Genomic DNA, 22,092 nt, shown 5'->3' with positions numbered 1-22,092 from the left:
CTTTACCCCTCCCCTGTTAACTGCCATACCGGGCTAGGCATATGATCTACCGGTAATGCCGTCACGGATACAGCACAGGCCTTTAACTCAGGCATTTTGGTGATTGGATCTAAGGCCGTATTGGTTAATTGGTTCGAAGGCGCTTCTTTAAAGTGATACGGCATGCTGACCACTCCTGGCGGGACATCATCTGTGATCATGGCCCTTGTTTCGATATATCCCCGCCGAGAGCGCACCCCTACGGGATGATAAGAATGCAGTGATAAGGCCTTGGCATCGAGTGGGTTTATAAATAAGATGCCCGGCGGTGTCTCTCGCTCAAGCAATGGTGATTTCCGGCTCATCGAGCCACAACCATAGTGAAAATGTAGCCGGTTAGTGGTAAGAAGTAATGGGTAGTCTTCGTCTGTTGACTCGTCGATCGGTACATAATGGGCCGGTGTCAGCCTCGCTTTGCCAATGGGGAACTGCTGCTGATGTAAAATTGCCGTCCCCTGAGGCGCGCTTTCGTTGCAAGGCCATTGCAAGCCAAACCCCTGCTCCAGTTTAGGGTAGTTCATCCCTTGGTATTGCGGTGTCAGCCGCGCCATTTCATCAAACACTGACTCAGTATCAGGCCAATCGAGCCTATCACTACCCATTGCCTTAGCTAATGCCTGCAACCACTGCCAGTCACCCACCGCTTCCCCAAGCGGCGGAACAGCGGGATGAATACACTGCACCCTTCGCTCACAATTGGTAAATGTACCCGATTTTTCTGCAAACGAAGCCGCAGGCAATACAATGTCAGCCAGTTTGGCTGTTTCTGTCATAGTCAACTCTGCCACCACCAGCAAATCCAGCGCCTGATACGCTTCTCGAACATGATTTTGATCTGGGTCGGTAACAACAGGGTCTTCACCAAACAAAATCAGGCCCTTAAACTGACCAGCCAATGCCGCTTTTGTCATTCCCATCGACGTCAACCCGGCGCTCGTGGCAACGTCACCTCCCCAGGCAGCGGAAAATTTCGCTTGAGTCTCTTTTTCGTCAGCAAGTTGATAGCCGGGATAGACATTGGGCAAGCATCCCATATCGCAAGCACCTTGAACGTTATTTTGCCCCCGCAAAGGGTTGATTCCCGTGCCCGGCTTACCAATATGGCCGCAAACCAGCGCCAAGTCGGCAAGGGCCATCACATTGGTTGTCCCGCTTACAAACTGGGTGATCCCCATCCCATACAAAATCATCGAGTGCTCAGACTGGCTGTATAGCTTTGCAGCCTGCCGGATTTGCTCGGCATCAAGGCCTGTGATCGCTTCAACTGATTCAGGTGTTACTTTCTCAATGTGCTTCTCAAGCTTTTCAAACCCTTCGCAGCGCTGCGCTATAAAGTCTTGATCATGCCAGTCATTGGAAACAATGACTTGTAGCATCGAATTAAGCAGAGCGGTATTTGTTCCAGGTTGAAGTTGCAGATGAATATCAGCAAGCTTTGCAAGTCGTGTCACGCGAGGATCGACCACAATAAGCTTGGCTCCGGCTAACTTGGCCTGGATCACTTGTCCGCCCAGAATACTATGGTTTTCAGTTGGATCGGCACCAATAACCATGATGACATCGGCCTTCGACACATCATCGGTGCTGTTCGTCATCGCTCCCGAGCCCAGTACTTGCTTGAGCCCCGCGACAGTGGGGCTGTGACAAATTCGGGCACAGTGATCAACATTGTTGGTTTTCAGTACCGAGCGAGCAAACTTTTGGGCGGCATAATTATCTTCATTGGTCGCTCGAGCACTACTGATAATGCCTACGGCTTGTGGCCCATCGTCATCGATTATGTCTTGCAAGGCACGGCTAATAGAAGAAAGTGCCTCTTCCCAACTGATAGGGACAAACTTATCATGCTCTCTTCGTAAAGGATGAGTAATACGACTCTCCGATGAAACCGCATAAACTGTGCTCCACCCTTTATCGCAAAGCTTACCTCGACTGATTGGATGATCCCACTGTGGCGTAACGCCACACACTTTCCCTTTCCAATCGCTGGTTAGATACATACCACAGCCAACACCACAGAAAGGGCAGACAGTTTTCACAACTTTGGAATGCATGCTGATTGCCTGATCATTATTGCCAGCTAAATTATAGCACCACGCCAATTACTGCTTACGTAAGTAAATGATGTGATAAACCAGCCCGACTAACACACTGCCACCGACTAAATTGCCCAAAATAACCGGAACTAAATTGCCGACAAACCCAAGCATAGAAACAGAATCGGCAACGTCAACCGTACCCGAAACTTTGAGTAACATGGCTAAAGGAATAAAATACATATTCGCAACACTGTGCTCGAAACCAGCCGCGACAAATGCCGAAATAGGAAAGACGATTGCCACCGCCTTATCAATCACACTTCGTCCAGCAAGTGCCATCCAAACCGCCATACAAACCAAAACGTTACACAATACCCCTCGGAAAAAAGCGGTCCAAAACGGTAACTCGCACTTAGCCGCAGCAATTTGTGCGTACATGACCGCTATGGCTCCATCATTCATGGCGGCGTGACCAGAAAAGAAGACAAGGAAAGCAAGGCCTACCGCCCCCACCAAGTTAGCCAAACTGACGATCAGCCAGTTTCTTAGTAGTTCTTGAGTGGTTATTTTCTTATCCGCCCATGCCATAGCAAGCAAATTGTTACCCGTAAATAGCTCTGCTCCAGCAACAATCACCAATAGTAAGCCAAGCGAAAAGGTCAATCCGCCCAGCACTTGCTGGGAGGCGAATCCCAAAGAGGCATCAGACTTTACCAAGGTGAAATATAAGCCTCCAAGACCAATAAATGCACCGGCAAGGACGCCGAGCATGACCATTGAAACCAATGGCAACCTTGCTTTTATTACACCGATATTATCAACCTTCTCGGCGATCTGTTTGGGGGAGAACGCGTCAAAACCAAAGATGTCAGCCATTCAATAATTTCTCTTTCCCATTATTCATACACACAAGCTAGACCAGATTGCCTAATAATCAATCATAGACAGAATCCGGTTGCTGGATAGGTTGCCATGCATGAGCCGCCCCCCCCCTGGCATCATTACTCAATACAGCGAACTTTTGAGGCTGTAAGTAGCCACCCCGATGGGCTAAGCACCTCAGAAGCTGATCACCGCCGTCGCCATCACGGTCCGAATAAGTTACCGGACCCGCAACGCCGTTCGATATTGGTTCGGTTCCTATTCCAGTTCAACAACCTGCTTATTTACGTGTTGCTAGCCGTCATGCTGATAACGGGCCTTCTTGGCCATTGGCTAGACACGGGGGTCATTGCAGGGGTTGTACTGATCAACGCCATCATCGGCTTTATCCAGGAAGGCCGCGCAGAAGATGCCCTCAAGGCCATTCAAAAAATGTTATCACCGAGTGCCGAAGTTATTCGCAACAGCCAGCAACAAACCATCGCCGTGGAGAACTTAGTCGTCGGGGATATCGTATTACTGCAATCTGGGGATCGAATACCTGCCGACTTGCGGCTTTGCCGTGCCAAAGGGCTACAAATTTCAGAGGCAGCCTTAACGGGAGAGTCTGTCGCCGTGGATAAACAGTGTGAACCGGTTACATACCAGAGCGACTTGGCAAACCGTGCTTGCATGGCCTATTCCGGCACCTTGGTCACCCATGGTATTGGAACTGGAATTGTAGTCGCGACAGGGGTTAAAACTGAATTGGGGCAGATCAGTGAACTCGTATCAAAGGTTAGATCAACCCAAACCCCGTTACTCAAACAAATCGCCCTCTTCAGTCGCTGGCTGACAGCCACTATCCTGACTTTAGCAACCGCCACCTTTTCCTATGGTGTCCTGATCCGGGATTACCCCTTAACCAATATGTTTCTTGCCGCTGTCAGCCTAGCCGTTGCCGCAATACCCGAGGGACTACCGGCTATTATGACTATCACTCTGGCGATCGGCGTCGAAAGAATGGCTAGGCGTAAGGCCGTAATCCGTCGTCTTCCTGCCGTCGAAACCTTAGGTGCAGTCACTGTGATCTGCACCGACAAGACGGGGACATTAACCCGCAACGAAATGACTGTCAGAACAATTATCACCGTCGACAACCACTATACGCTCAGTGGCACCGGTTATGATCCACACGGTATTCTGACCTGTGGCAATCAAACCGTTTTCCCCGAAACCGGCTCACCTCTATTGCAAACAATCGAAGCTGCCGTTCTGTGCAATGACGCCACACTTCGCAAAGAAAAGCACGAATGGCTCATCCATGGGGACCCTTTGGAAGGTGCCTTATTAGTTGCAGGTACTAAGATCGGACTTGATGCAGCCGGTGTAAAAAATCAATATCCACGCACTGATTTGATCCCCTTCGAATCTGAGCACCGCTTTATGGCGACGTTACACCATAGCCATGATGGGCAGGCCTTTATTTTCCTCAAAGGAGCACCAGAGCGTATTCTGGAGATGTGTCACCAGCAACTCACCGCTTCCGGTCCCGTCCCCGTACAACCGGACTATTGGCTCTCGATGATCGAGCAACAGGCACAGAATGGCCAACGACTATTAGCGATCGCTTACCGTGCAGCGCAAAAAGATCAGGTTGAGCTGACTTTCGATGATATGGGTGATCAATTCATCATGTTAGGGTTATTTGGCTTGATTGACCCACCGCGCGAAGAAGCGATTGAATCCGTACATATCTGCAATAAAGCCGGCATTCGAGTCAAAATGATCACCGGCGATCATGCACTAACAGCTCGAGCCGTTGCCCGCCAGATAGGGCTATCAAATGCCCAAGAAACACTTACCGGTCATCAAATGGACCAACTCAGTAATGAAGAACTGTTCGAGGTTGCCACCCAAATTGATATTTATGCCCGGGTTAACCCCAAACACAAAATGCGTCTAATCAAAATACTACAACAGCATCACCATATCGTCGCCATGACCGGAGATGGCGTCAATGATGCACCAGCACTGAAACGGTCTGACATCGGTACCGCTATGGGTAAAAATGGGACAGAGGCAGCAAAAGAAGCTTCTGAGATGGTATTGGCCGACGACAACTTTGCCACTATCACCGCCGCAGTTGAAGAGGGGCGGGCTGTTTACGACAATTTACGAAAAGCAATCCTGTTCATCCTGCCGACCAATGGCGGTGAAGCCCTCATCATTCTCACCGCTGTCTTACTTGGCTTCCCGCAGTTACCCTTAACTCCAGTACAAATCCTATGGGTAAATATGATCACTGCCGTGACATTGGCACTGTCACTCGCTTTTGAGCCCAAAGAGTCGAGCCTTATGCAACGCCTTCCCCGTCCTCCTAGCCAACCCCTGCTCAATAACCACCTTATTTGGCGAGTCGTCTTTGTCTCCATCATTATCATGGGAGGCACACTGGGACTTTTCCAATGGGAACTGACCCACCATGCTGATATTGAACGCGCTCGGACTATTGCAGTGAATACTCTTGTCATGTTTGAAGTATTCTACCTCTTTAATTCCCGCTTTATTCTGGCCCCTATTTGCCGCCGTCAAGACATTGTGGGGAACCGCTATGTTCTTCTGGCTATCGCGGCTCTCAGCGTTTTCCAGCTTGGCTTTACCTACCTTCCTATAATGCAAACACTGTTCGGCACCTATGCAATCGAGATGAGTGCCTGGCCACAAATTATCGTCGTTGCCTCAAGTGTTTTTATCCTCGTCGAAGTCGAAAAAGCCATTATGAGAAAATACCAATCTAGATCACAACCGCCCTCCTAGTTGCTTAATCATAAACAACTAAGTCCAAAGAGAGTTGGTACTTCGATCTCAAAATCACCACATAAAATTAACAAATCCAATTACATGCTTCTTCTTGCCTGCTACTATTCTTGCATCATAACAATAACAAATACCGCTTCATGCCCACTGAGACCCCATTTTCTTATCAATCATTGAATCGCCGAAACTGCACTAGCCGAAAATGGACGAGTGTCTCTGTTATTGTTGCTCTCATCGCATCATCACTGCTTTCTTCAGTTGTTGTCCTTAACCCTCAGTATTTTGCTAAACAATCAGGTTGGCTAACAGGTCAAAAAGTCCTGATTTGTACATCAGAAGGGTTACGCTGGACCTCTACATCAGTACTCGAACAAAAAAACAGCCATCAACACAGCAGTGACCACCAAAGCTTCAATGCACACTGCCCTACCTTCAAATTACATAACAATAAAAACTTATCTTTAGACGCTAGCTACACGCTTGTTCATTACATTCAATTTGTAGGACGTCTTGTTGAATATCAATCACTACAGAAGCAGGTTATTGACCGGCTATACCTGATCGCGCCCAAACATTCTCCTCCTTTATCTTAAGTACACAGTATGACTTAAAGAGAAATAGATTAATAAATTTAACTGGCATGACGCCAATTGGAGAACGTAATGAAAACTATAAAAAGTATTCTACTGGGAAGTCTATTCGCATTCACCACCACGGTTAGCGCTCACGATTACAAAGCGGGTGATTTACACATTACCCACCCTTGGTCAAAACAAGTGCCGCCCACCTCGCAAGTTGCAGCTGCATTTTTCAATATCATGAACCAAAGCAACAACAGCGACGAACTGATCAGTGCTTCGTCTCCTATCGCAGGGAAAACCGAACTACACGCACATATGCATGAAGACGGCATGATGAAAATGCGTGAAGTAGGGAAGATTGATATCCCAGCAAATGACTCACAAGCATTGAAACCAGGTGGTTATCACATTATGTTCTTTAATCTAAAAGAGGTGCCACAACTGGGGGAAAGCTTCCCATTAACCCTGAACTTCAAACATGCTGGAACCGTTAAGGTTGAAGTCAAAGTGGAAGAAGCAACTTATATGCCAGAGGGCATGAAAGAAGAAATGGACCACAGTAATCACTGATAATTCATTCTAAGCGTTCATGTTCTACCTCGTTAAGCCGCCGTCATAGCGGCTTTCTTCTTCACCCTTCATGACATTTGTCATTCCCTTGCTAAAGCTCGGCATTTACACTGTAAAGTTGTAAATACTATCTATAAGCGACACTTATGCGCCTGGACGACCTGAAACTGTTTACCACCGTTGTTGAACTCGGTAGCTTCTCTGCGGCCGCGAATGCACTCGACTTACCTCGCGCTAATGTAAGCCGTCGCATTGGCGAACTGGAAAAATACCTCAATGCCCAACTCTTTTTCCGAACCACGCGAAAACTACGCCTGACCCAGCATGGTGAAGTGCTCTATCATGAGCTATTAAAGGTGGTTCAAGGGTTAGAGAAAGCACAAGAGGCAATGTATCAGCTCGACAACAAGCCGACAGGGAAAGTAAAAATCGGTGCACTTCCCGACAGTGATGAGCTCTTGCAACCCATCCTCAATCAATTCCAGCTACAATATCCAGATATCGAATTGGATGTCCGTTTCAGCACTAATGGCTACCAAGATCTTTATGAACAAGGTCTCGACTTAAGCTTTCATGTTGGCCAGTTACAAGACTCTAGCCTCGTCGCAAGGCATATAACTTCTATACATCGTTTCTTGTTAGCTAGCCCGGAATACATCAAACAATACGGTGAACCCCAAAGTATCAATGATCTCTCCCAGCATCGCTGTATTTGCTATCGTTGGCACGATGGAAGAGTCGAAGACACATGGCGCTTTACTGACTCAACACTCAAAGTTAAACCTGTTCTTAGCAGCAACAGCACCGGCTATATTCGCCGCTCAATGATCGCAGGCCAAGGGATCAGCTTTCTACCAATGCTACTCGCAATCAACGCGATGGAATCCGGAGAGCTTGTCCAGATTCTCCCAGACTGTAAATCACAATCCGAAGATCTATGGCTGGTTTACCCCGACAGAATGGGCATAAGTAATGCAACTCGAGTGCTAATCAATCACCTACTAGAACATTTACCAAAAGTCTTTTGATTGTCGTATTTTTGGTATCAAATACCGGCATAAAACCAGATTAGCAAGGGTTTTAGCGCCTTTATTGTCACATATTTCATGACAGTGTTTCACAGCACAGCCTGATTATCCCTTCCCACTTAAAACTTAAAATAACACTGTTTTTTATAAACAGCTTTTTTGAGTGGAATGGAATATGAAAACAATAAATCCTTTTATTTTGGCACCCGTCGCCATGCTTACGCTAAGCGGTTGTACAGACACGACAACAACTTCGGTTGACAAGTCGCCGCGCCCAGTACAAGTCGTGGAGCTTGGTGGCCAGCATCAATTCAATACCCGTCAGTTCTCAGGTGTATTAGAAGCAATAGATACCGCAAACCTGGCCTTTAAAGTGCCAGGCACCATTACAGAAGTGATGGTAAAAACCGGTGAACAGGTCAAGCAAGGTCAAGTTATCGCTAGACTTGATCCTCACGATTACCAAGTCGCAGTACTCGAACTGGAGGCACGATTAGATGAAGCAAAAGCAGCGAATGCCCTTGCTAGCATTGAGCTTAAGCGTGTAAAACAAGCGACCAACGACAATGCCATCGCTGCCGTCAACCTTGATCGGGCAGTGTCTGGTTACAAGCGTAGCCAAGCGATGGTAAAAGTAGTCGAGCAAAACCTCCAGAAAGCCAAAGATGCCCTCGCTTACACGGAATTAACCGCACCCTTTGACGGTGTTGTCGGTAAACGCTTCAGTGAACAATTTGAACAGGCAGCTCCGGGGTTACCGGTATTTACTCTCCACCAGCCAAATCATCTACAAGCCGTCGTTGATATACCGGAAAGCTTGATTAACCAATTCAAAGAGCAGCCCTCAGGCACTGTTTCATGGTATGGCAATACCGATATTATTCCAGCCACGCTAAAGGAAGTTAACACCCTGCCAGATCCGATTAAGCAAACCTATCAGATCACCTATCAGCTAGATCATAGTGTATTGACGATGACAACTGATGCTCTGCCGGGAAAAGCCATACAGTTAAATGTCGCATTTGAACAAGGTGAAGGCCAGTATTGCATTCCTTATTCAGCCATTATTCAAATCGGTACAACGCACACTGTATTTGCTATCGAGAATGGAAAAACGCACCCAACACCGGTAAACATAGAGTCACTACAAGCAGACCTAGCCTGCGTCACTGGCAACCTTAATGCTGGCGACAAAATCATTACCGCAGGAGTGCATTACCTTAAACCGGGACAACCCGTCGGTAAGCTGCTTACGACAGCACTCGTCACACCGCACGTACCACAAAATATGCACCAAGGTATGCAGCTTGCTTCAACGCCAAGCCAGTCAAAACCAGTGCTGCCAAAACCAATGCTGTCAAAACCAGAAACACGATAGGTGAGAACAATGAACCTTGCAGAATTTGCAATTCGACAACGCACCTTTATCGTTTTCTTTAGTGTGTTGTGTGTTATTGCTGGTATCACCTCATATTTCAAGCTCGGTAAGCTGGAAGATCCAACATTCACGGTCAAAAGCGCCGTTATTGTCACTCTCTACCCCGGCGCATCCGCGCAGGAAGTTGAACAACAAGTCACAGATAAAGTCGAAACCAAGCTTCAAGAAATGGAGAGCCTATGGAAGCTTCGTTCTTTGTCTCGACCGGGAAGCTCGATGATTTTTGTCGACCTTCAAGAGGCAACTAACTCTAAAGATCTTCCCCAGCAGTGGGACTTACTTCGCCGTAAGGTCAATGACGTTAAGCTCAATTTACCGGCAACAGCCCAGATCAGCATTGTGCAGGATGAGTTCTCTGAAGTTTACGGCATGCTATTTGCCGTAACTGGTGAGGGTGTCGAGCCCAGCGAACTACGCCTATATGCTAAAGAGCTGCAACGTCGCCTGAAAGCTGTTGATGGCATTAAGAAGATAGAGCTTCACGGTGTACGAAACCAAGTGGTGAATATCGACTTACCTGATGAACGCTTGGCCGAATATGGCCTGTCTTCAGCACAAGTTATCAACCAACTTGCCAGCCAGAACATGATTTACGATGCCGGCAAATTCAAAGCTGGAATCGAGCGTATTCGCATTGACCAAGGCAGTGAATTTACCAGTCTGAATGATATTAGAAACTTAATGATCAAAGGCGGCGTAGGTAACTTGGGAACGGGACTAATCCGCCTTGGCGATATAGCCACCGTTTCAATGGCCGACCAAACACCGGCATTATCAGAAAGCCGCTTTAATGGTATCGACGCCGTCACACTGGCAGTCAGCCCGAACTCAGGCATCAATGTGGTGTCGCTTGGTGACCAGCTCAATCAGATCATCGATGAATACCAGCAAAACCTGCCTATCGGTGTAGAGATAAATACTGTTGCTTTCCAACCGGAAGAAGTACAAAAGTCTATCAACAACTTCGTGTCCAACCTCATTGAAAGTGTATTGATAGTCGTTGTGATCCTATGGCTATTCATGGGACTCAAGAGTGCCCTTATTGTGGGTAGCAGTTTGATGCTTACCATCCTGCTGACCTTGATCTATATGAAGATCGACGCGATTGATCTTCAGCGCGTTTCTCTGGGAACCTTTATCCTTGCTCTGGGTATGTTGGTCGATAATGCGATTGTCGTGACCGACATGATCATTTCAAAGGTCAATAAAGGAATGGACCGCTTGAAAGCGGCAAAAGAAACGATAGAGGAGACTGCTGTACCATTACTCGCTGCGACCTTTATCGCGGTGATGGGGGCAAGCCCCGTTATGTTTTCGCAGACCGACTCTGCTGAGTTTGCAAGTTCGGTATTCTGGGTAATGTGTGCGTCGCTGTTACTGTCTTGGCTTATTGCAATGACCATCACTCCTTTGATGTGCTGGGCATGGATCAAACCGAAAGAGGGACAAAACAAGCTAGGCGAAGAGCAACAACAGGCAAATAAGCCGTCACTATACCGAAAAGCGGTTCACTACACGGTACGTCATCCTCTTAAAGGTCTCAGCCTACTAGTGCCCCTACTTGCTATCACCGCCTTTGTTGTTCCTCATATCGCAGTGAACTTCATGCCGACCTCTGACCGCCCGATGGTATTTCTGGACTACTGGTTACCCAACGGCGCACAGATAGAGAAAACATCGACAGATATGGAACGCATTGAAGACTGGCTTCGAGAGCAACCTGAGGTCAAAGATTTCACAACCTTTATCGGCGCCAGTGCACCGCGATTCTCAGTCACCGTCGAGCCCGAGCCTTATGATCCGAGCTATGGTCAAATTCTGATCAACACCCATGATTACGAGGGAATTTCAGCGCTAGAGCGTCGTGGCGATCAATGGTTGGCTCAGCAGTTTCCGCATGCCGAACCTCGCTTCCGGGCGCTCAAACTTGCGACCAAAGACAAATTCAGTATTGAAGCAAGGTTTATTGGCCCAGATCCTGATGTGCTACATCAGCTTTCACAGCAAGCCCAAACCATTATGCGGGCCCACCCGAATACCAAGTATGTTCGTGATGACTGGCGCCAAAAAAGCAAAGTGATTGCGCCTCAACTAAACCAAGAGCAAGCACGTCGTGCTGGTATCAACCGTACAGATGTTGCCTTGGCAATCCAACGTGCGACCGACGGTGTTACATTGGCACAACTTCACCAAGGCGATGAACTGATCCCTATCAAGATCCGCAGCGCCGATGCTGACATCAACTCGTTAGAAACACTGCCGGTGCGCTCACTAATGGGCATGCACTCTGTACCACTAGGACAAGTGGTCGACAGCTTTGAACTCAAAGATGAAGAGAGCATGATTTGGCGTCGAAACCGTGTTCCAGCGATCACCGTGCAGGCAGGTGTAGACGGGATGACAGTATCAGAAGTACGTAAGCAACTTATCGCCGATATTGAGTCAATAGAATTGCCTAATGGTTATTATTTTGAGTGGGGCGGTGAGTATTACGATGAAGACCGAGCAATTACCGATACCCTCAACCAGTTACCGAAAGCCCTGCTTATTATGGTGATCATCCTCGTTGCACTATTCAACGGCTTTAAGCAGCCCATCATCATTCTGACGACGGTGCCGTTGGCTGCGACTGGTGCTAGCTGGTTCTTGTTAATGGTTGATAAGCCCTTCGGCTTCATGGCCTTAATCGGTGCGATAGCCCTATCGGGAATGATCATAAAAAACGGTATCGTCTTAATGGATCAAATCGAACTAGAAAGGAAAAATGGCAAAGGCTTGGAAGAAGCCATTGAGGAGGCTACGTTAAACCGCACCATGGCAATTTCCATGGGTGCCCTTACTACAGCTCTAGGTATGATCCCGCTCCTGTCAGATCGCTTATTCGACCAAATGGCAGCAACTATCATCGGCGGCTTGGCTGCAGCAACAGTGTTATCTCTGTTTGTGATGCCAGCGCTATACCGCCTATTTTATCGAGCTGATCTAAAACAACACGCCAACGATGCTATGGTGACCAAGGAGCTGCCTAATGAAAATGCCTAAACTATCTGCATTAGCCGTCGCCCTGATATTAACCGGCTGTGCGTCAGCACCTGACTACACGCAGCCGAGTAATGCGCTAACGGAAACCTTCTTGAATCAATCGATTAAAGGGATTCATTCGGGGCATAGCCTAGAAGGTCAACTAACTAATGCTCATTGGTGGTCTCAGTTTGATGACCCTATGCTAAACCAGTTGGTTAAGGATGCCCAAAATCAAAGTATTCCTCTGAAAGTGGCTTCTGAGCGGATTAAATCGGCACAAGCTTTCAACCGTATTGTAGAGTCTTTCAAGGTACCTACCGTCAACCTAGGTGCGGGTTACACCTCGTATGGCATCAGTGACAATGACCCTTTGCTGGGTGCTGCAGTATCAGCCAATAACCCATTGGGCACTGCACTTATCGACAGTGATCAAAGTGCCTTTCATGCTGGAATGACCATAGCTTGGGAACTGGATTTATTTGGCCGAATCGACAATCAAGCCAAAGCCGCATCTATCCGTGCTGAGCAAGCAGAAATCATGCGGCAGGGACTAACAACCTTGATCACCAGTGATGTGATCCATAACTACCTCCAATACCGTGGCGCACAAGAGCGCAAAGCAATTGCGCTTGATCTTGTAAACGATCAGCAGCAAACACTAGCGTTGGTAGAGAAGGTCAATCGCAGTGGGTATGGTTCCCAACTTGATGTCGCAAGGGCAAAAGCCATGCTCGCAGCGACAAAAGCGGTGATCCCGCAACTGGAAACGGCTGAAAATGCCCACCGGCAGCGTTTGGCTATTTTACTAGGTGAGTCACCAAGACAGATGCAAAACAGGCTGAAGAGAACATCACCACTACCAGCGTTTAACGGTGTTATTCCAACTGGCTTACCCTCAAACCTTCTGCAAAGAAGGCCTGATTTACGTATCGCTGAGCGGGAAATGGCGGCACAAAATGCAGAGTTAGCGGCAGCTGTCGCCAACCAATACCCGAAATTTTACCTAACCGGTACACCGGGTTTATTGGCGAACGACTTTGATGACGTATTTAACAGTGACTCTGCAACATGGCTAGCCAGCGTCGGCGTCAGTTGGAACATATTCGACGGTGGCCGTACCGATGCCATGATCAAGATGCAAGAGTCACGGTTTGAAGCCAGCGTGCTGTCATATCAACATGCCGTAAACAGTGCCATTGGTGAAGTGGAAACCATGCTCAATGGCTATGGCAACAGCCAGCAATACCATAGCCTTATTTCTGAGGCAAAATCGGAAACTGACACCGCAGTGAATAAAGCTATCTCGCTCTACAAAGCAGGCTTAATTGACTATCTCGCCATACTTGATGCTCAACGACAGCAGCATGCGATGCGAGACCGAGAAGTCGCCGCCCGCCTCCAAACCGCCAACATGGTCGTGGGCTTGAATAAAGCTCTTGGAGGTGATTGGAACATTTAAGTTTTGCCCAGCAGGTTGCTCGCTCTACCACTCATAACAGGCCTGCTGGGCCTTTTCCTCTGTACAGAATTAACCTTTCCCCGCAAGTACCTCCTCCTGGCTTTCTACCCTATTAGCTAACTAAGCTATTTCCTGCTTGATTGGTCTGATGAGTTGTTAAATAATGATTTAACAACTGAAAGATAATGTCGCTTTTCATCCATATAGGGATATCAAGATGAAACTGCACCAAATAGATGGCTACATCCAATCGATATATCTGGTCGAATACCGCTATGGCCTACTCTTGCTCGATGGTTGCTGCCGCGCTGACATCCCTATCCTGCTCAAATTCATTTCCGACAACCTGAACCGCCCAGTAAAAGATCTCAAATTGGTCGTCGTCACCCACATGCATCCCGATCACGCAGGCGCTGCCCATCGACTACGCAACCTGACAGGATGCCGCGTCGCTTCTGCCAATATAAAGGGTCAATGGTATCAAGGTGTTGATGGTGTACTGATGCACTGGACTGATTTGTTACTAGCCAATTGGGTAGCTAGGCGAATGAAAAAACCACGCCAGAATTTATGGTATAACGCCAAACTAAAACCCGATTTCCTATTGGATGATCAAGAACGCTTACCCGGCTTTCCAGAGTGGCAAGCCTTATCAACACAAGGGCATACTGATCGTGACTTGTCGCTCTACCACCCAGACTCCGGTCAAGTTTATGTCGCAGATTTGATGGTACGAGTGAAAGGACGCTATATTCCCCCCTTCCCCGTTTTTTACCCAAAGCGCTATCGGCATTCAATTAATAAGATTATCTCCTTATCGCCCAAGCACTTATTGCTGGCCCATGGTGGTAAAATCACCCCAACGGCTGAGGATTTTCAGCACCTGCTTGAGAAGGCTCCCACTACACCAAGCACGCATTGGCGCTCGGTAAAAACCAAGTTCAAACGTGCATTTTCTGCAACATGAGTTGCCGTTATTACCAATAAGATTAAGATACTCTCGTTAAGCACAACGTGTACCGCCGGAACAAACGATGACGACAAACGCAAATACTCAAACAGCTCGACCTTGCCTGATGTCGGCATGGTCAGAGCACGCGCAACTTCTAGGGCACTGGCTAAAGGCAAAGTCGCATGATGAATCATTAGCAGAGGATCTGCTGCAAGAAGTTTTCATTCGGGCAATGGTCAAAGACCATGAGTTTTGTGACATCGCTAACCCCCGCGCTTGGCTATACCGCGTTGCAAACAATCTGCTCATTGACCACAGCCGAAAAAAACATCCTGTCCAGTTAGAGCAAGATATCGAGCAAGAAAGCGATCCCGAGGCGGTTATCGACACCCTCACCCAATGCCTCACCCGTGTCTTATCAGAACTACCAGAACAAGATAGCCACGTATTGAAAGCTTGTGACATCCAAAAGATGCCACAGCAAGAGTACGCTAACCAAAACAGGTTGACCCTGCCCGCCGTAAAATCACGTCTATTGCGTGCCCGAGGAAAACTGAGACAACAGCTAATGTCATCTTGCCAAGTGAAGCTGGATACCAACCAGCAAGTGTGTTGCTTTACGCCAAGAGAAGATAATTAGCGAAAACACGCGAGACCAACTGAGGGCTTTATGTACACCCCAAATTTATGGATCACAAAGTAGTCTAAATTCGCTGTCTGGAATATGACCAATTGATTTTAAAATTGAGTTCAAGAAAGACTGCATTCTAGGGGGGATGAAAAATGGTTTTTCGCCGGATTATACGCATTAGCTTCAGAGGCTATAATGGAAGATATTTTCGACTGTTGAAGTTTGGATGCTTCTGAAATACAAGCATTATCTGTCTACAACCAAGTACTACAAAGCTTCGTTTAATGAACTCCTTGATGTACTTCATAATCTGTAATGAGGCGATTGGGGTATGCGTATACTGTATTCAGCGATGGGGCTTAAATTCTTTTGATGACTTTTTGGCAAATGTGAACCCGTCGCACAGTTTATCCTGGGTCAGATTGCTGTAAATGATTATCTTCGTTAGTGTGCGCGAAAATCGTCAGCAGAATAAGGTTTCTGAGTTGTTTTCCATGTTAAAGTGCTGTGGCTTCAAATTGAGTATATGCTTCCTTAGTCTTTCACTGCTCTCAGCATGTGGCGGAGGAGGTGATAGTGATTCGGGAAATGGTGGTGTCCAGCCTCCTGTCCCCCCTGAGCCGCTCCCCCTGACACAAGATCAGCGATATGACCTTCTCTATCGGTCGACATTTGGTCCTCAACCGGGCTCCTATCAAGAATTAGCAAACTTAGGCTATGTGACTTGGCTAGATAAGCAGTTTTCTATGGCTCCAAGTTTGCATTCAACACGTCTGAAAGAGTATCCACTTGAAGGGGAGACGGATAGTTACAACCAAGCGGATCGCGCGGCAGTTTGGTGGGATCTCAGCCTGAATGCGCCGGATCAGCTTCGGCAGCGTGTCGCGTTTGCATTGAGTGAAATATTCGTGATTTCACGGTATGGCGCTAGCTTGGGTGGCCGTACATTAGAGATGACCGACTACTACGACATGCTCATCACACATGCTTTTGGCAATTATCGTGATCTGATTGAATCAGTGACGCTTCATGCCGCAATGGGTGATTACTTGTCAATGATGGCTAATCAAAAGGCTGACCCAGAGAGCAATCGCTACCCTGACGAAAACTATGCCCGTGAAGTGATGCAATTATTTAGCATCGGGCTCTATGAATTAAATCCTGATGGCACGGAGAAACTGGATAGCCAAGGACAGCTGATTCCAACTTACTCGCAAGATGATATTGAAAATCTTGCACGCGTGTTTACCGGTTGGAACGTCGCTGAGAAAAACCAACCATGGTGGGGGTCTAAGGATGGGAATTGGTTCTTGCCAATGGTCGCTTATTCTGAGCATCATGACGATGAAGAAAAGGTGGTGATGGGAGAAATATTTACACAAGGGCAAACCGCCGAACAAGATATGGCACAGGCGATGGATATGTTGCTTAATCACCCGAACACTGCTCCGTTGATTAGTAAGCACCTTATCCAAAGATTGGTGACGTCGAATCCTTCTCCAGCTTATGTTGCCCGAGTTAGTGCACTATTTGCCGATAATGGTGCGGGAGTAAGAGGTGAGCTTGAAGCGGTAATCCGCGGGGTTCTAACTGATAGCGAAGCACTTAGCGGCGGTGATCGATTACCAGTTAAGATGAAAGAACCGTTGATAGCAATGACCAATTTCTTCCGCGCCTTTGAGGCAAAATCAGCCGATCCTTCGGGGCGCTTCCATAACTCTATTGGCACGTTTGGGTCATACGGACAGTCTCCGCTTGGCTCGCCAAGTGTGTTCAATTTCTTCTCTCCAGATTACACCCCAAATGGCGAGATCGCTGCCGCGAATGACGTTGCGCCAGAGTTTGAGATTCTGAGCTGGAACAACTTTATCCTCACCAATAATCAGCTTTGGGCAGCAACTGGCCGAACAGATTACGAGGGAGAAGATAACCCTAATCGCATTGTTATTAATACAGCGCCTTTAGAAGCGATCGCCAATGATCACTCGGCATTGATCGATGAGATCGAGAAGCGATTGCTTTCTCAAAGAATGAGTGAGCCGCTTAGAGCCATCGTATTAGAAGGATTAGAAGATCTTCGCGATACACAGCAAAGTTTAAAGGTCCGCAATGCACTCTATATTGTCGTGACAAGTCAAGAGTTTCATATTGAGGAGTTAGCCCAATGATTTCACGTCGTCAACTGTTAGCGGCTATGACCTCGGCACCGCTTGTCTCGATGATGGGTACCGGCTCTGCACATGCGCTGCCAAATAATGATTATAAAGCTCTTGTCTGTGTGTTTTTGTTTGGCGGGAATGATGGCTTTAACATGTTGGTGCCTAAGGATAATGCACACTATGATGAGTACGCTAATGCTCGTCCAGATATTGCCATCCCACAAGCTTCATTATTGCCTTTGTCGTTAAATACGGGGTCCAATCTGACATTGGGTTTACACCCATCAATGGCTGACGTTCAAAATCTTTTCGACAGTGGAAAAATGGTCGCCATTGCGAACAGCGGTATATTGATAGAACCTTCAACGAAAGCGGGTTTAGAGGATGGAACTCACGCGATGCCACCCTTTTTATTTTCTCACAATTCACAACAAGCTGAATGGCAACGTGGTTGGTCTGGCAGCACCACAACGTTAGGCTGGGCGGGGCGGTTGATGGATGTGCTCAGTAGCGATACTGACGCAATTAGCCCAACGTTTAGCCTTAATGGCTATGCTCAGCTACTGAATGGCAGCGATCATAGTGCTAACCTTATCAATGCATCATCACTTCCTCAAGTGAATGCCATCAATAACGAACAGCGTCGTAAGAGCTTTGATCAGGTGATGAATCTATCCCCACTGACGGCGTTTGGGCGAGAGTTTGATCGGGTGAAGGATGATTCGATTTCAATACGAGATACGCTAGCAGCGGCGATTGATTCTGTGCCGATAGAAGAGCATTTTCCTGATATTTCGTTAAGTCATCAGCTACATACGGTCGCGCGATTGATCAAGTCGAGTGATCAACTTGGGCATCAGAAGCAAGTCTATTTTGTCGGCTTAGGTGGCTTTGATACACACGCCAATCAATTGGATGACCATGCGGAATTGATGAGCGCTTTGAGTCAGTCGCTTGCCGCGTTCAATCAGTCAATGGAAGCATCAGGACTGGGCGATAAAGTCACAACAATAACGATGTCTGATTTTGGTCGACGCTTAGCGAGCAATGGCACCGGAACAGACCATGGCTGGGCGAGTAATCATCTTGTGATGGGCGGCGCATTAAATAGTGGACAGTTATACGGACAGTGGCCATCGTTAATCCTTGATGGAGAAAATGATTTCAATAAAGGACGAATGATTCCGACGACTTCCGTTGAACAAATTGGTGCGACAATCGCGAAATGGATGGGAGTGAGGAGTGATAGTGCAATGGCTCATATCTTTCCAAACTTAGCTAATTTCCCGGTACAAGATTTAGGGTTCTTGAAATAATTGAGCTTGAATGTTCATCAGAACCACCAGTACAAAAGCACTCGTAGATTTACCTACGGGTGCTTAATAGCTTGTTTTCTGTTAGTGCGGAATACCGACAATTCTCGGCAGTTGAGCAATTGCAATAATTGTTCAACTGCCCATTCTTTCTTTTAGCTGCTCTCACTTTGCAAAGTCACCACTATTACACCATACACAATGATTGGTTAATTACACCAAGGCGGCTACTCTACAGACTTAATTGCTTCCATCAGGGTTTTGTTGAACTCATTAGGTTTTTCTAACATTGGGAAGTGTCCTGAGTCTTCAATATAATAAATACTGTAGTCTTTAATGTGTTTCTTATTCTCTTCCGAGTTCGTTGGCCATAATCGAGCATTCACCAGCACTACCGGCACATTAACACTCTCATAAACGCGACGGGCTTCACCGCTGACATACTGGCCTAAGTAATGACGAAATTGGTTGATAGCGATAGCGGGTGGTGCAGATGCCATATCTTCCGTTACCCAATAAAGCAATTTTTCGTCGACCTCTAGTGGTAGCGAGTCCTTTACGAATACTGTCATCCCTTGTTGAAAGTCATCTTCAAAGGGTTTGGTCATTAGATCAAGGTCGTCTTGTGATAACTCTATAGCCACATTCTGTGAAGTATCGACACCAATAATGCCAATCACTTTGTTAGGCATTAGCTTCGCCGCTTCGGCGATAACTCCGCCCCCCATTGAGTGCCCCACTAAGATAACAGAGTCTAGGTTTTCTTTCTCAATCACAGCTTTAATGTCATGAGCAAAAGAGAGCATGGTGAACTCTTTTCGGTTGAATGATGAGTGTCCATGTCCCGCTAAGTCCATCGAGATCACTTTGTATTCTTCTGAAAAATAACCAATTTGGTTTTGCCATAGCCTGCTATCTAAACTCCAACCGTGAATGAAGATAAGGGCAGTTCCCTTGCCCTCAGTTACGCTATAAGCGATTTTCTCCGCATCATTAGAGGTTGCGACACCATACTTAACGGCGCTATTGCTGGCTAAAGCCATCACGCTGTTGAATGACATGAATACCAAGAATGTCATCGTCAAAATTAAACGTTTCATAGTTTCTCTCTGTTTACCTTCTAAGAGCACACACGTAGCGCCCTCTTCTCAATATAGTTACTATGAACTATGAACTATGAAGTTATAGACAGGTCAAGATTGATTTAGTAAGACATAGAGTAACGCCAATTAGGCAAATGAACGGTAGTTAAGGTGAGAAAAATTGGTTCAATCCATCCGCTGTTATAATCCACCCGCTGTTATAAGCTGGCTCAGATATGCCCCAAAGTTTGCTAGCAGGTTTTCAATAAGAGCACTCCTGCCTTGATTTACCCTTAGCTAAGTTAATGATTCAGTCAAATCGATAATCCTGTCACATACCAGATTTTGGCTTCACACCTCCTTTTGATATAGGGGATTATGATATGTTGAATTTTTCAACATATCACACAGTACTTACATGAGAAGCCCTGTATATTCAGCCAACTATGCAGCAGTGCTTTGAGTAAAAATTGATGTGATAAACAGAAATTTCAATATATAAAGCTGTTAGGGGGTAGTGATTCATGCATCGAGCAATTTTTCTAATAGTTTTCTTTATCAGTGGTTGTACTACAGCACTGTGGGCTCCCGATTTTAAAGAGGAAACAGTAAACGGTTTTTACATAAATCAGCAAAATGGCGATTTAGTAGTAACTACAATCAATTCTGCATATATATTTCCATCGGAGAGTAAGTTAGGTGAGGCTCTTCTCCTTACAAGGGAAGAGACTTTTTACCCAGTGTTCGAGGACTTTTCTTTATCGAAAGAGAATGTAGTCAGTGGTCAGGTTTCGTTGGTATTTACTGGGGTTGACCCTTCCAGCGAATTTACCCATAAAATGATGAATCTTGGCTTCACTAATGATGACGTGATCAACCGGTTGAAACTAACTGAACAAATACAGGGTAAGAGATATACCATTGATGGAGCGCTTCCTCTGGAAATGCTAGAAAAGAATTATGTCATATGGGTTGCTCAACCAGCAGAGCCACTCGAAACGGCCGGTAAAGTCGTAGTTACACCTGTAACTATAGCTTACGATGCTGTTGTGACTGTTCCAGCGGTTTTTTTAATGGTGACAGTGATGGCTTTGGATCGCCCCTAACAAGACCATCAAGTCCACCCTTAATACGGCACAGCTTTGGTATGAATTGGCTTGTGAGTTTACGGTGGTCTTTCTAGTTTTGGGGCGGGCAACTTATGGCGGCGTTACCTTTCCATACCAAACTTAATCAATAATATTCTAATTTAGTAATATAGCTAACTCAGTTTTGTCCACAGGCGTGCCAGCACGATCACCGCTAGCATGTGATCACCAAGCGATTCTGTCGTATACGGTATCGGAATCCACGTATTAGCAAAGTAGCGAATCAATTCAAATTAAGATGCGTACGTATACTCAGCTTTACCGAACGCTAGATTTTTTGTTGGTAATGCATCATTGAATACCAATTTGGATAGCAAACTGGCTATGGTGAGAGTAGACCCTGTCGGTATTATTGATTTACAAAAGAGGGTCAAAACAGCTAAAGAAAAGCACCGAGAAGCTATACAATACTCATTCACAGAAAACCTCAAAGTAGCCACATATGTCTAAAGATTTTGATTTCACCACAGAATACACCCTCGACAAGACCTTTTTTGCAGAGTGTTATGATCAAACTAGCCGTCCTGCTGAATTTCCAAAAGCCTATTTAAAAGGAATACTTTTTCTTCTTTTTGGGGGGATTTTAGTAATATTTGAGCTACTACCCAGCGGTTACGTTGGTTGGTTCTTTGTTGTTTTGAGTATCATTGAGGCGCTTAGTGTTTATTTTAAGAGAACCTGGTGGTTATGGCGACAAACACTCAGCATGAGCTCTGGCAGCAAAGTGGTATTTCATGTTGACTTTAACGGTGTGAGTTATAAAAGCGGTAAAAATACCCGTAACATCGCCTGGAGTGAAATCGACCAACTTCAACAAAGCGATTTAGGTTTTATCCTTCATATGGGTAAACAGCGCCAATATATTAGTAAATCTTGCTTAAATGATGAAGTGATCGCATTCATGGTAGAGCAGCACGCTGTGTCAAAAATGAACTAACGACAATGCAC

The 22,092-nt window shown here is 46.4% G+C and carries 15 protein-coding genes; 12 read left to right on the top strand and 3 right to left on the bottom strand.

Going from position 1 to position 22,092, the window contains the following annotated elements; genetic code table 11:
- Positions 1-2: 2 nt before the first annotated feature.
- Positions 3-2,093 carry a formate dehydrogenase subunit alpha gene (gene fdhF, locus ACVA58_RS19500; RefSeq protein WP_446512033.1) on the bottom strand — a complete coding sequence of 697 codons (2,091 nt, stop codon included), beginning with the start codon at positions 2,091-2,093 and terminating at the stop codon, positions 3-5.
- 48 nt (positions 2,094-2,141) lie between these two features.
- Positions 2,142-2,954, bottom strand: a complete 813-nt coding sequence (locus tag ACVA58_RS19495) for a formate/nitrite transporter family protein (protein WP_446512032.1) — start codon at positions 2,952-2,954, stop codon at positions 2,142-2,144.
- 96 nt (positions 2,955-3,050) lie between these two features.
- Between ACVA58_RS19495 and ACVA58_RS19490 the strand changes: the two genes are divergently transcribed.
- From ACVA58_RS19490 to ACVA58_RS19445, 10 genes are all read left to right on the top strand, one after another.
- On the top strand, positions 3,051-5,759 hold the full coding sequence (locus ACVA58_RS19490) for a cation-transporting P-type ATPase (protein WP_446512031.1): 2,709 nt from the start codon (positions 3,051-3,053) through the stop codon (positions 5,757-5,759).
- A gap of 662 nt (positions 5,760-6,421) precedes the next feature.
- Positions 6,422-6,910 carry a copper chaperone PCu(A)C gene (locus ACVA58_RS19485; protein ID WP_446512030.1) on the top strand — a complete coding sequence of 163 codons (489 nt, stop codon included), beginning with the start codon at positions 6,422-6,424 and terminating at the stop codon, positions 6,908-6,910.
- 146 nt (positions 6,911-7,056) lie between these two features.
- Positions 7,057-7,938 (top strand): LysR family transcriptional regulator, encoded by an 882-nt coding sequence (locus tag ACVA58_RS19480; protein WP_446512029.1) that lies wholly within the window; start codon positions 7,057-7,059, stop codon positions 7,936-7,938.
- 175 nt (positions 7,939-8,113) lie between these two features.
- Positions 8,114-9,316 carry an efflux RND transporter periplasmic adaptor subunit gene (locus ACVA58_RS19475; protein WP_446512028.1) on the top strand — a complete coding sequence of 401 codons (1,203 nt, stop codon included), beginning with the start codon at positions 8,114-8,116 and terminating at the stop codon, positions 9,314-9,316.
- A gap of 9 nt (positions 9,317-9,325) precedes the next feature.
- A complete protein-coding gene (locus ACVA58_RS19470; protein WP_446512027.1) occupies positions 9,326-12,418 on the top strand; it encodes an efflux RND transporter permease subunit in 3,093 nt (1,030 codons plus the stop codon).
- Positions 12,405-13,859 (top strand): efflux transporter outer membrane subunit, encoded by a 1,455-nt coding sequence (locus ACVA58_RS19465; RefSeq protein ID WP_446512026.1) that lies wholly within the window; start codon positions 12,405-12,407, stop codon positions 13,857-13,859. Before ACVA58_RS19470 ends, ACVA58_RS19465 begins: the two co-directional genes overlap by 14 nt.
- Before the next feature lie 217 nt (positions 13,860-14,076).
- The gene (locus ACVA58_RS19460) at positions 14,077-14,826 is read left to right on the top strand and encodes an MBL fold metallo-hydrolase (protein ID WP_446512025.1); all 750 of its coding nucleotides are present in this window, start codon (positions 14,077-14,079) and stop codon (positions 14,824-14,826) included.
- A 67-nt stretch (positions 14,827-14,893) separates the two neighbouring features.
- Complete coding sequence (locus ACVA58_RS19455; RefSeq protein WP_446512024.1) at positions 14,894-15,451, top strand: sigma-70 family RNA polymerase sigma factor; 558 nt, start codon at positions 14,894-14,896, stop codon at positions 15,449-15,451.
- A gap of 422 nt (positions 15,452-15,873) precedes the next feature.
- Positions 15,874-17,610 carry a DUF1800 domain-containing protein gene (locus ACVA58_RS19450; RefSeq protein WP_446512023.1) on the top strand — a complete coding sequence of 579 codons (1,737 nt, stop codon included), beginning with the start codon at positions 15,874-15,876 and terminating at the stop codon, positions 17,608-17,610.
- Entirely contained in the window at positions 17,607-18,917 is a 1,311-nt protein-coding gene (locus ACVA58_RS19445; protein ID WP_446512022.1) for a DUF1501 domain-containing protein, read from the top strand. The genes ACVA58_RS19450 and ACVA58_RS19445 overlap by 4 nt, the downstream gene beginning before the upstream one ends.
- A 224-nt stretch (positions 18,918-19,141) precedes the next feature.
- Here the strand turns inward: ACVA58_RS19445 and ACVA58_RS19440 are convergent, their stop codons facing one another.
- Positions 19,142-20,014 carry an alpha/beta fold hydrolase gene (locus ACVA58_RS19440; RefSeq protein ID WP_446512021.1) on the bottom strand — a complete coding sequence of 291 codons (873 nt, stop codon included), beginning with the start codon at positions 20,012-20,014 and terminating at the stop codon, positions 19,142-19,144.
- Positions 20,015-20,520: 506 nt separating this feature from the next.
- Here ACVA58_RS19440 and ACVA58_RS19435 point away from each other — a divergent pair.
- Both ACVA58_RS19435 and ACVA58_RS19430 read left to right on the top strand, forming a co-directional pair.
- Positions 20,521-21,102 (top strand): hypothetical protein, encoded by a 582-nt coding sequence (locus ACVA58_RS19435; RefSeq protein WP_446512020.1) that lies wholly within the window; start codon positions 20,521-20,523, stop codon positions 21,100-21,102.
- A 484-nt stretch (positions 21,103-21,586) separates the two neighbouring features.
- Positions 21,587-22,081 (top strand): YcxB family protein, encoded by a 495-nt coding sequence (locus ACVA58_RS19430; protein WP_446512019.1) that lies wholly within the window; start codon positions 21,587-21,589, stop codon positions 22,079-22,081.
- Positions 22,082-22,092: the final 11 nt, after the last annotated feature.

It is taken from the genome of Photobacterium sp. DNB22_13_2 (assembly GCF_052873915.1).
Note: the sequence above shows the minus strand (reverse complement) of the source record. Positions and strands in the feature narration are given on the sequence as shown.

Coding starts and splice junctions, on each gene's coding strand:
- fdhF (WP_446512033.1), bottom strand. CDS start 2,093: ATGCATTCCAAAGTTGTGAAAACTGTCTGCCCTTTCTGTGGTGTTGGC.
- ACVA58_RS19495 (WP_446512032.1), bottom strand. CDS start 2,954: ATGGCTGACATCTTTGGTTTTGACGCGTTCTCCCCCAAACAGATCGCC.
- ACVA58_RS19490 (WP_446512031.1), top strand. CDS start 3,051: ATGCATGAGCCGCCCCCCCCCTGGCATCATTACTCAATACAGCGAACT.
- ACVA58_RS19485 (WP_446512030.1), top strand. CDS start 6,422: ATGAAAACTATAAAAAGTATTCTACTGGGAAGTCTATTCGCATTCACC.
- ACVA58_RS19480 (WP_446512029.1), top strand. CDS start 7,057: ATGCGCCTGGACGACCTGAAACTGTTTACCACCGTTGTTGAACTCGGT.
- ACVA58_RS19475 (WP_446512028.1), top strand. CDS start 8,114: ATGAAAACAATAAATCCTTTTATTTTGGCACCCGTCGCCATGCTTACG.
- ACVA58_RS19470 (WP_446512027.1), top strand. CDS start 9,326: ATGAACCTTGCAGAATTTGCAATTCGACAACGCACCTTTATCGTTTTC.
- ACVA58_RS19465 (WP_446512026.1), top strand. CDS start 12,405: ATGAAAATGCCTAAACTATCTGCATTAGCCGTCGCCCTGATATTAACC.
- ACVA58_RS19460 (WP_446512025.1), top strand. CDS start 14,077: ATGAAACTGCACCAAATAGATGGCTACATCCAATCGATATATCTGGTC.
- ACVA58_RS19455 (WP_446512024.1), top strand. CDS start 14,894: ATGACGACAAACGCAAATACTCAAACAGCTCGACCTTGCCTGATGTCG.
- ACVA58_RS19450 (WP_446512023.1), top strand. CDS start 15,874: ATGATTATCTTCGTTAGTGTGCGCGAAAATCGTCAGCAGAATAAGGTT.
- ACVA58_RS19445 (WP_446512022.1), top strand. CDS start 17,607: ATGATTTCACGTCGTCAACTGTTAGCGGCTATGACCTCGGCACCGCTT.
- ACVA58_RS19440 (WP_446512021.1), bottom strand. CDS start 20,014: ATGAAACGTTTAATTTTGACGATGACATTCTTGGTATTCATGTCATTC.
- ACVA58_RS19435 (WP_446512020.1), top strand. CDS start 20,521: ATGCATCGAGCAATTTTTCTAATAGTTTTCTTTATCAGTGGTTGTACT.
- ACVA58_RS19430 (WP_446512019.1), top strand. CDS start 21,587: ATGTCTAAAGATTTTGATTTCACCACAGAATACACCCTCGACAAGACC.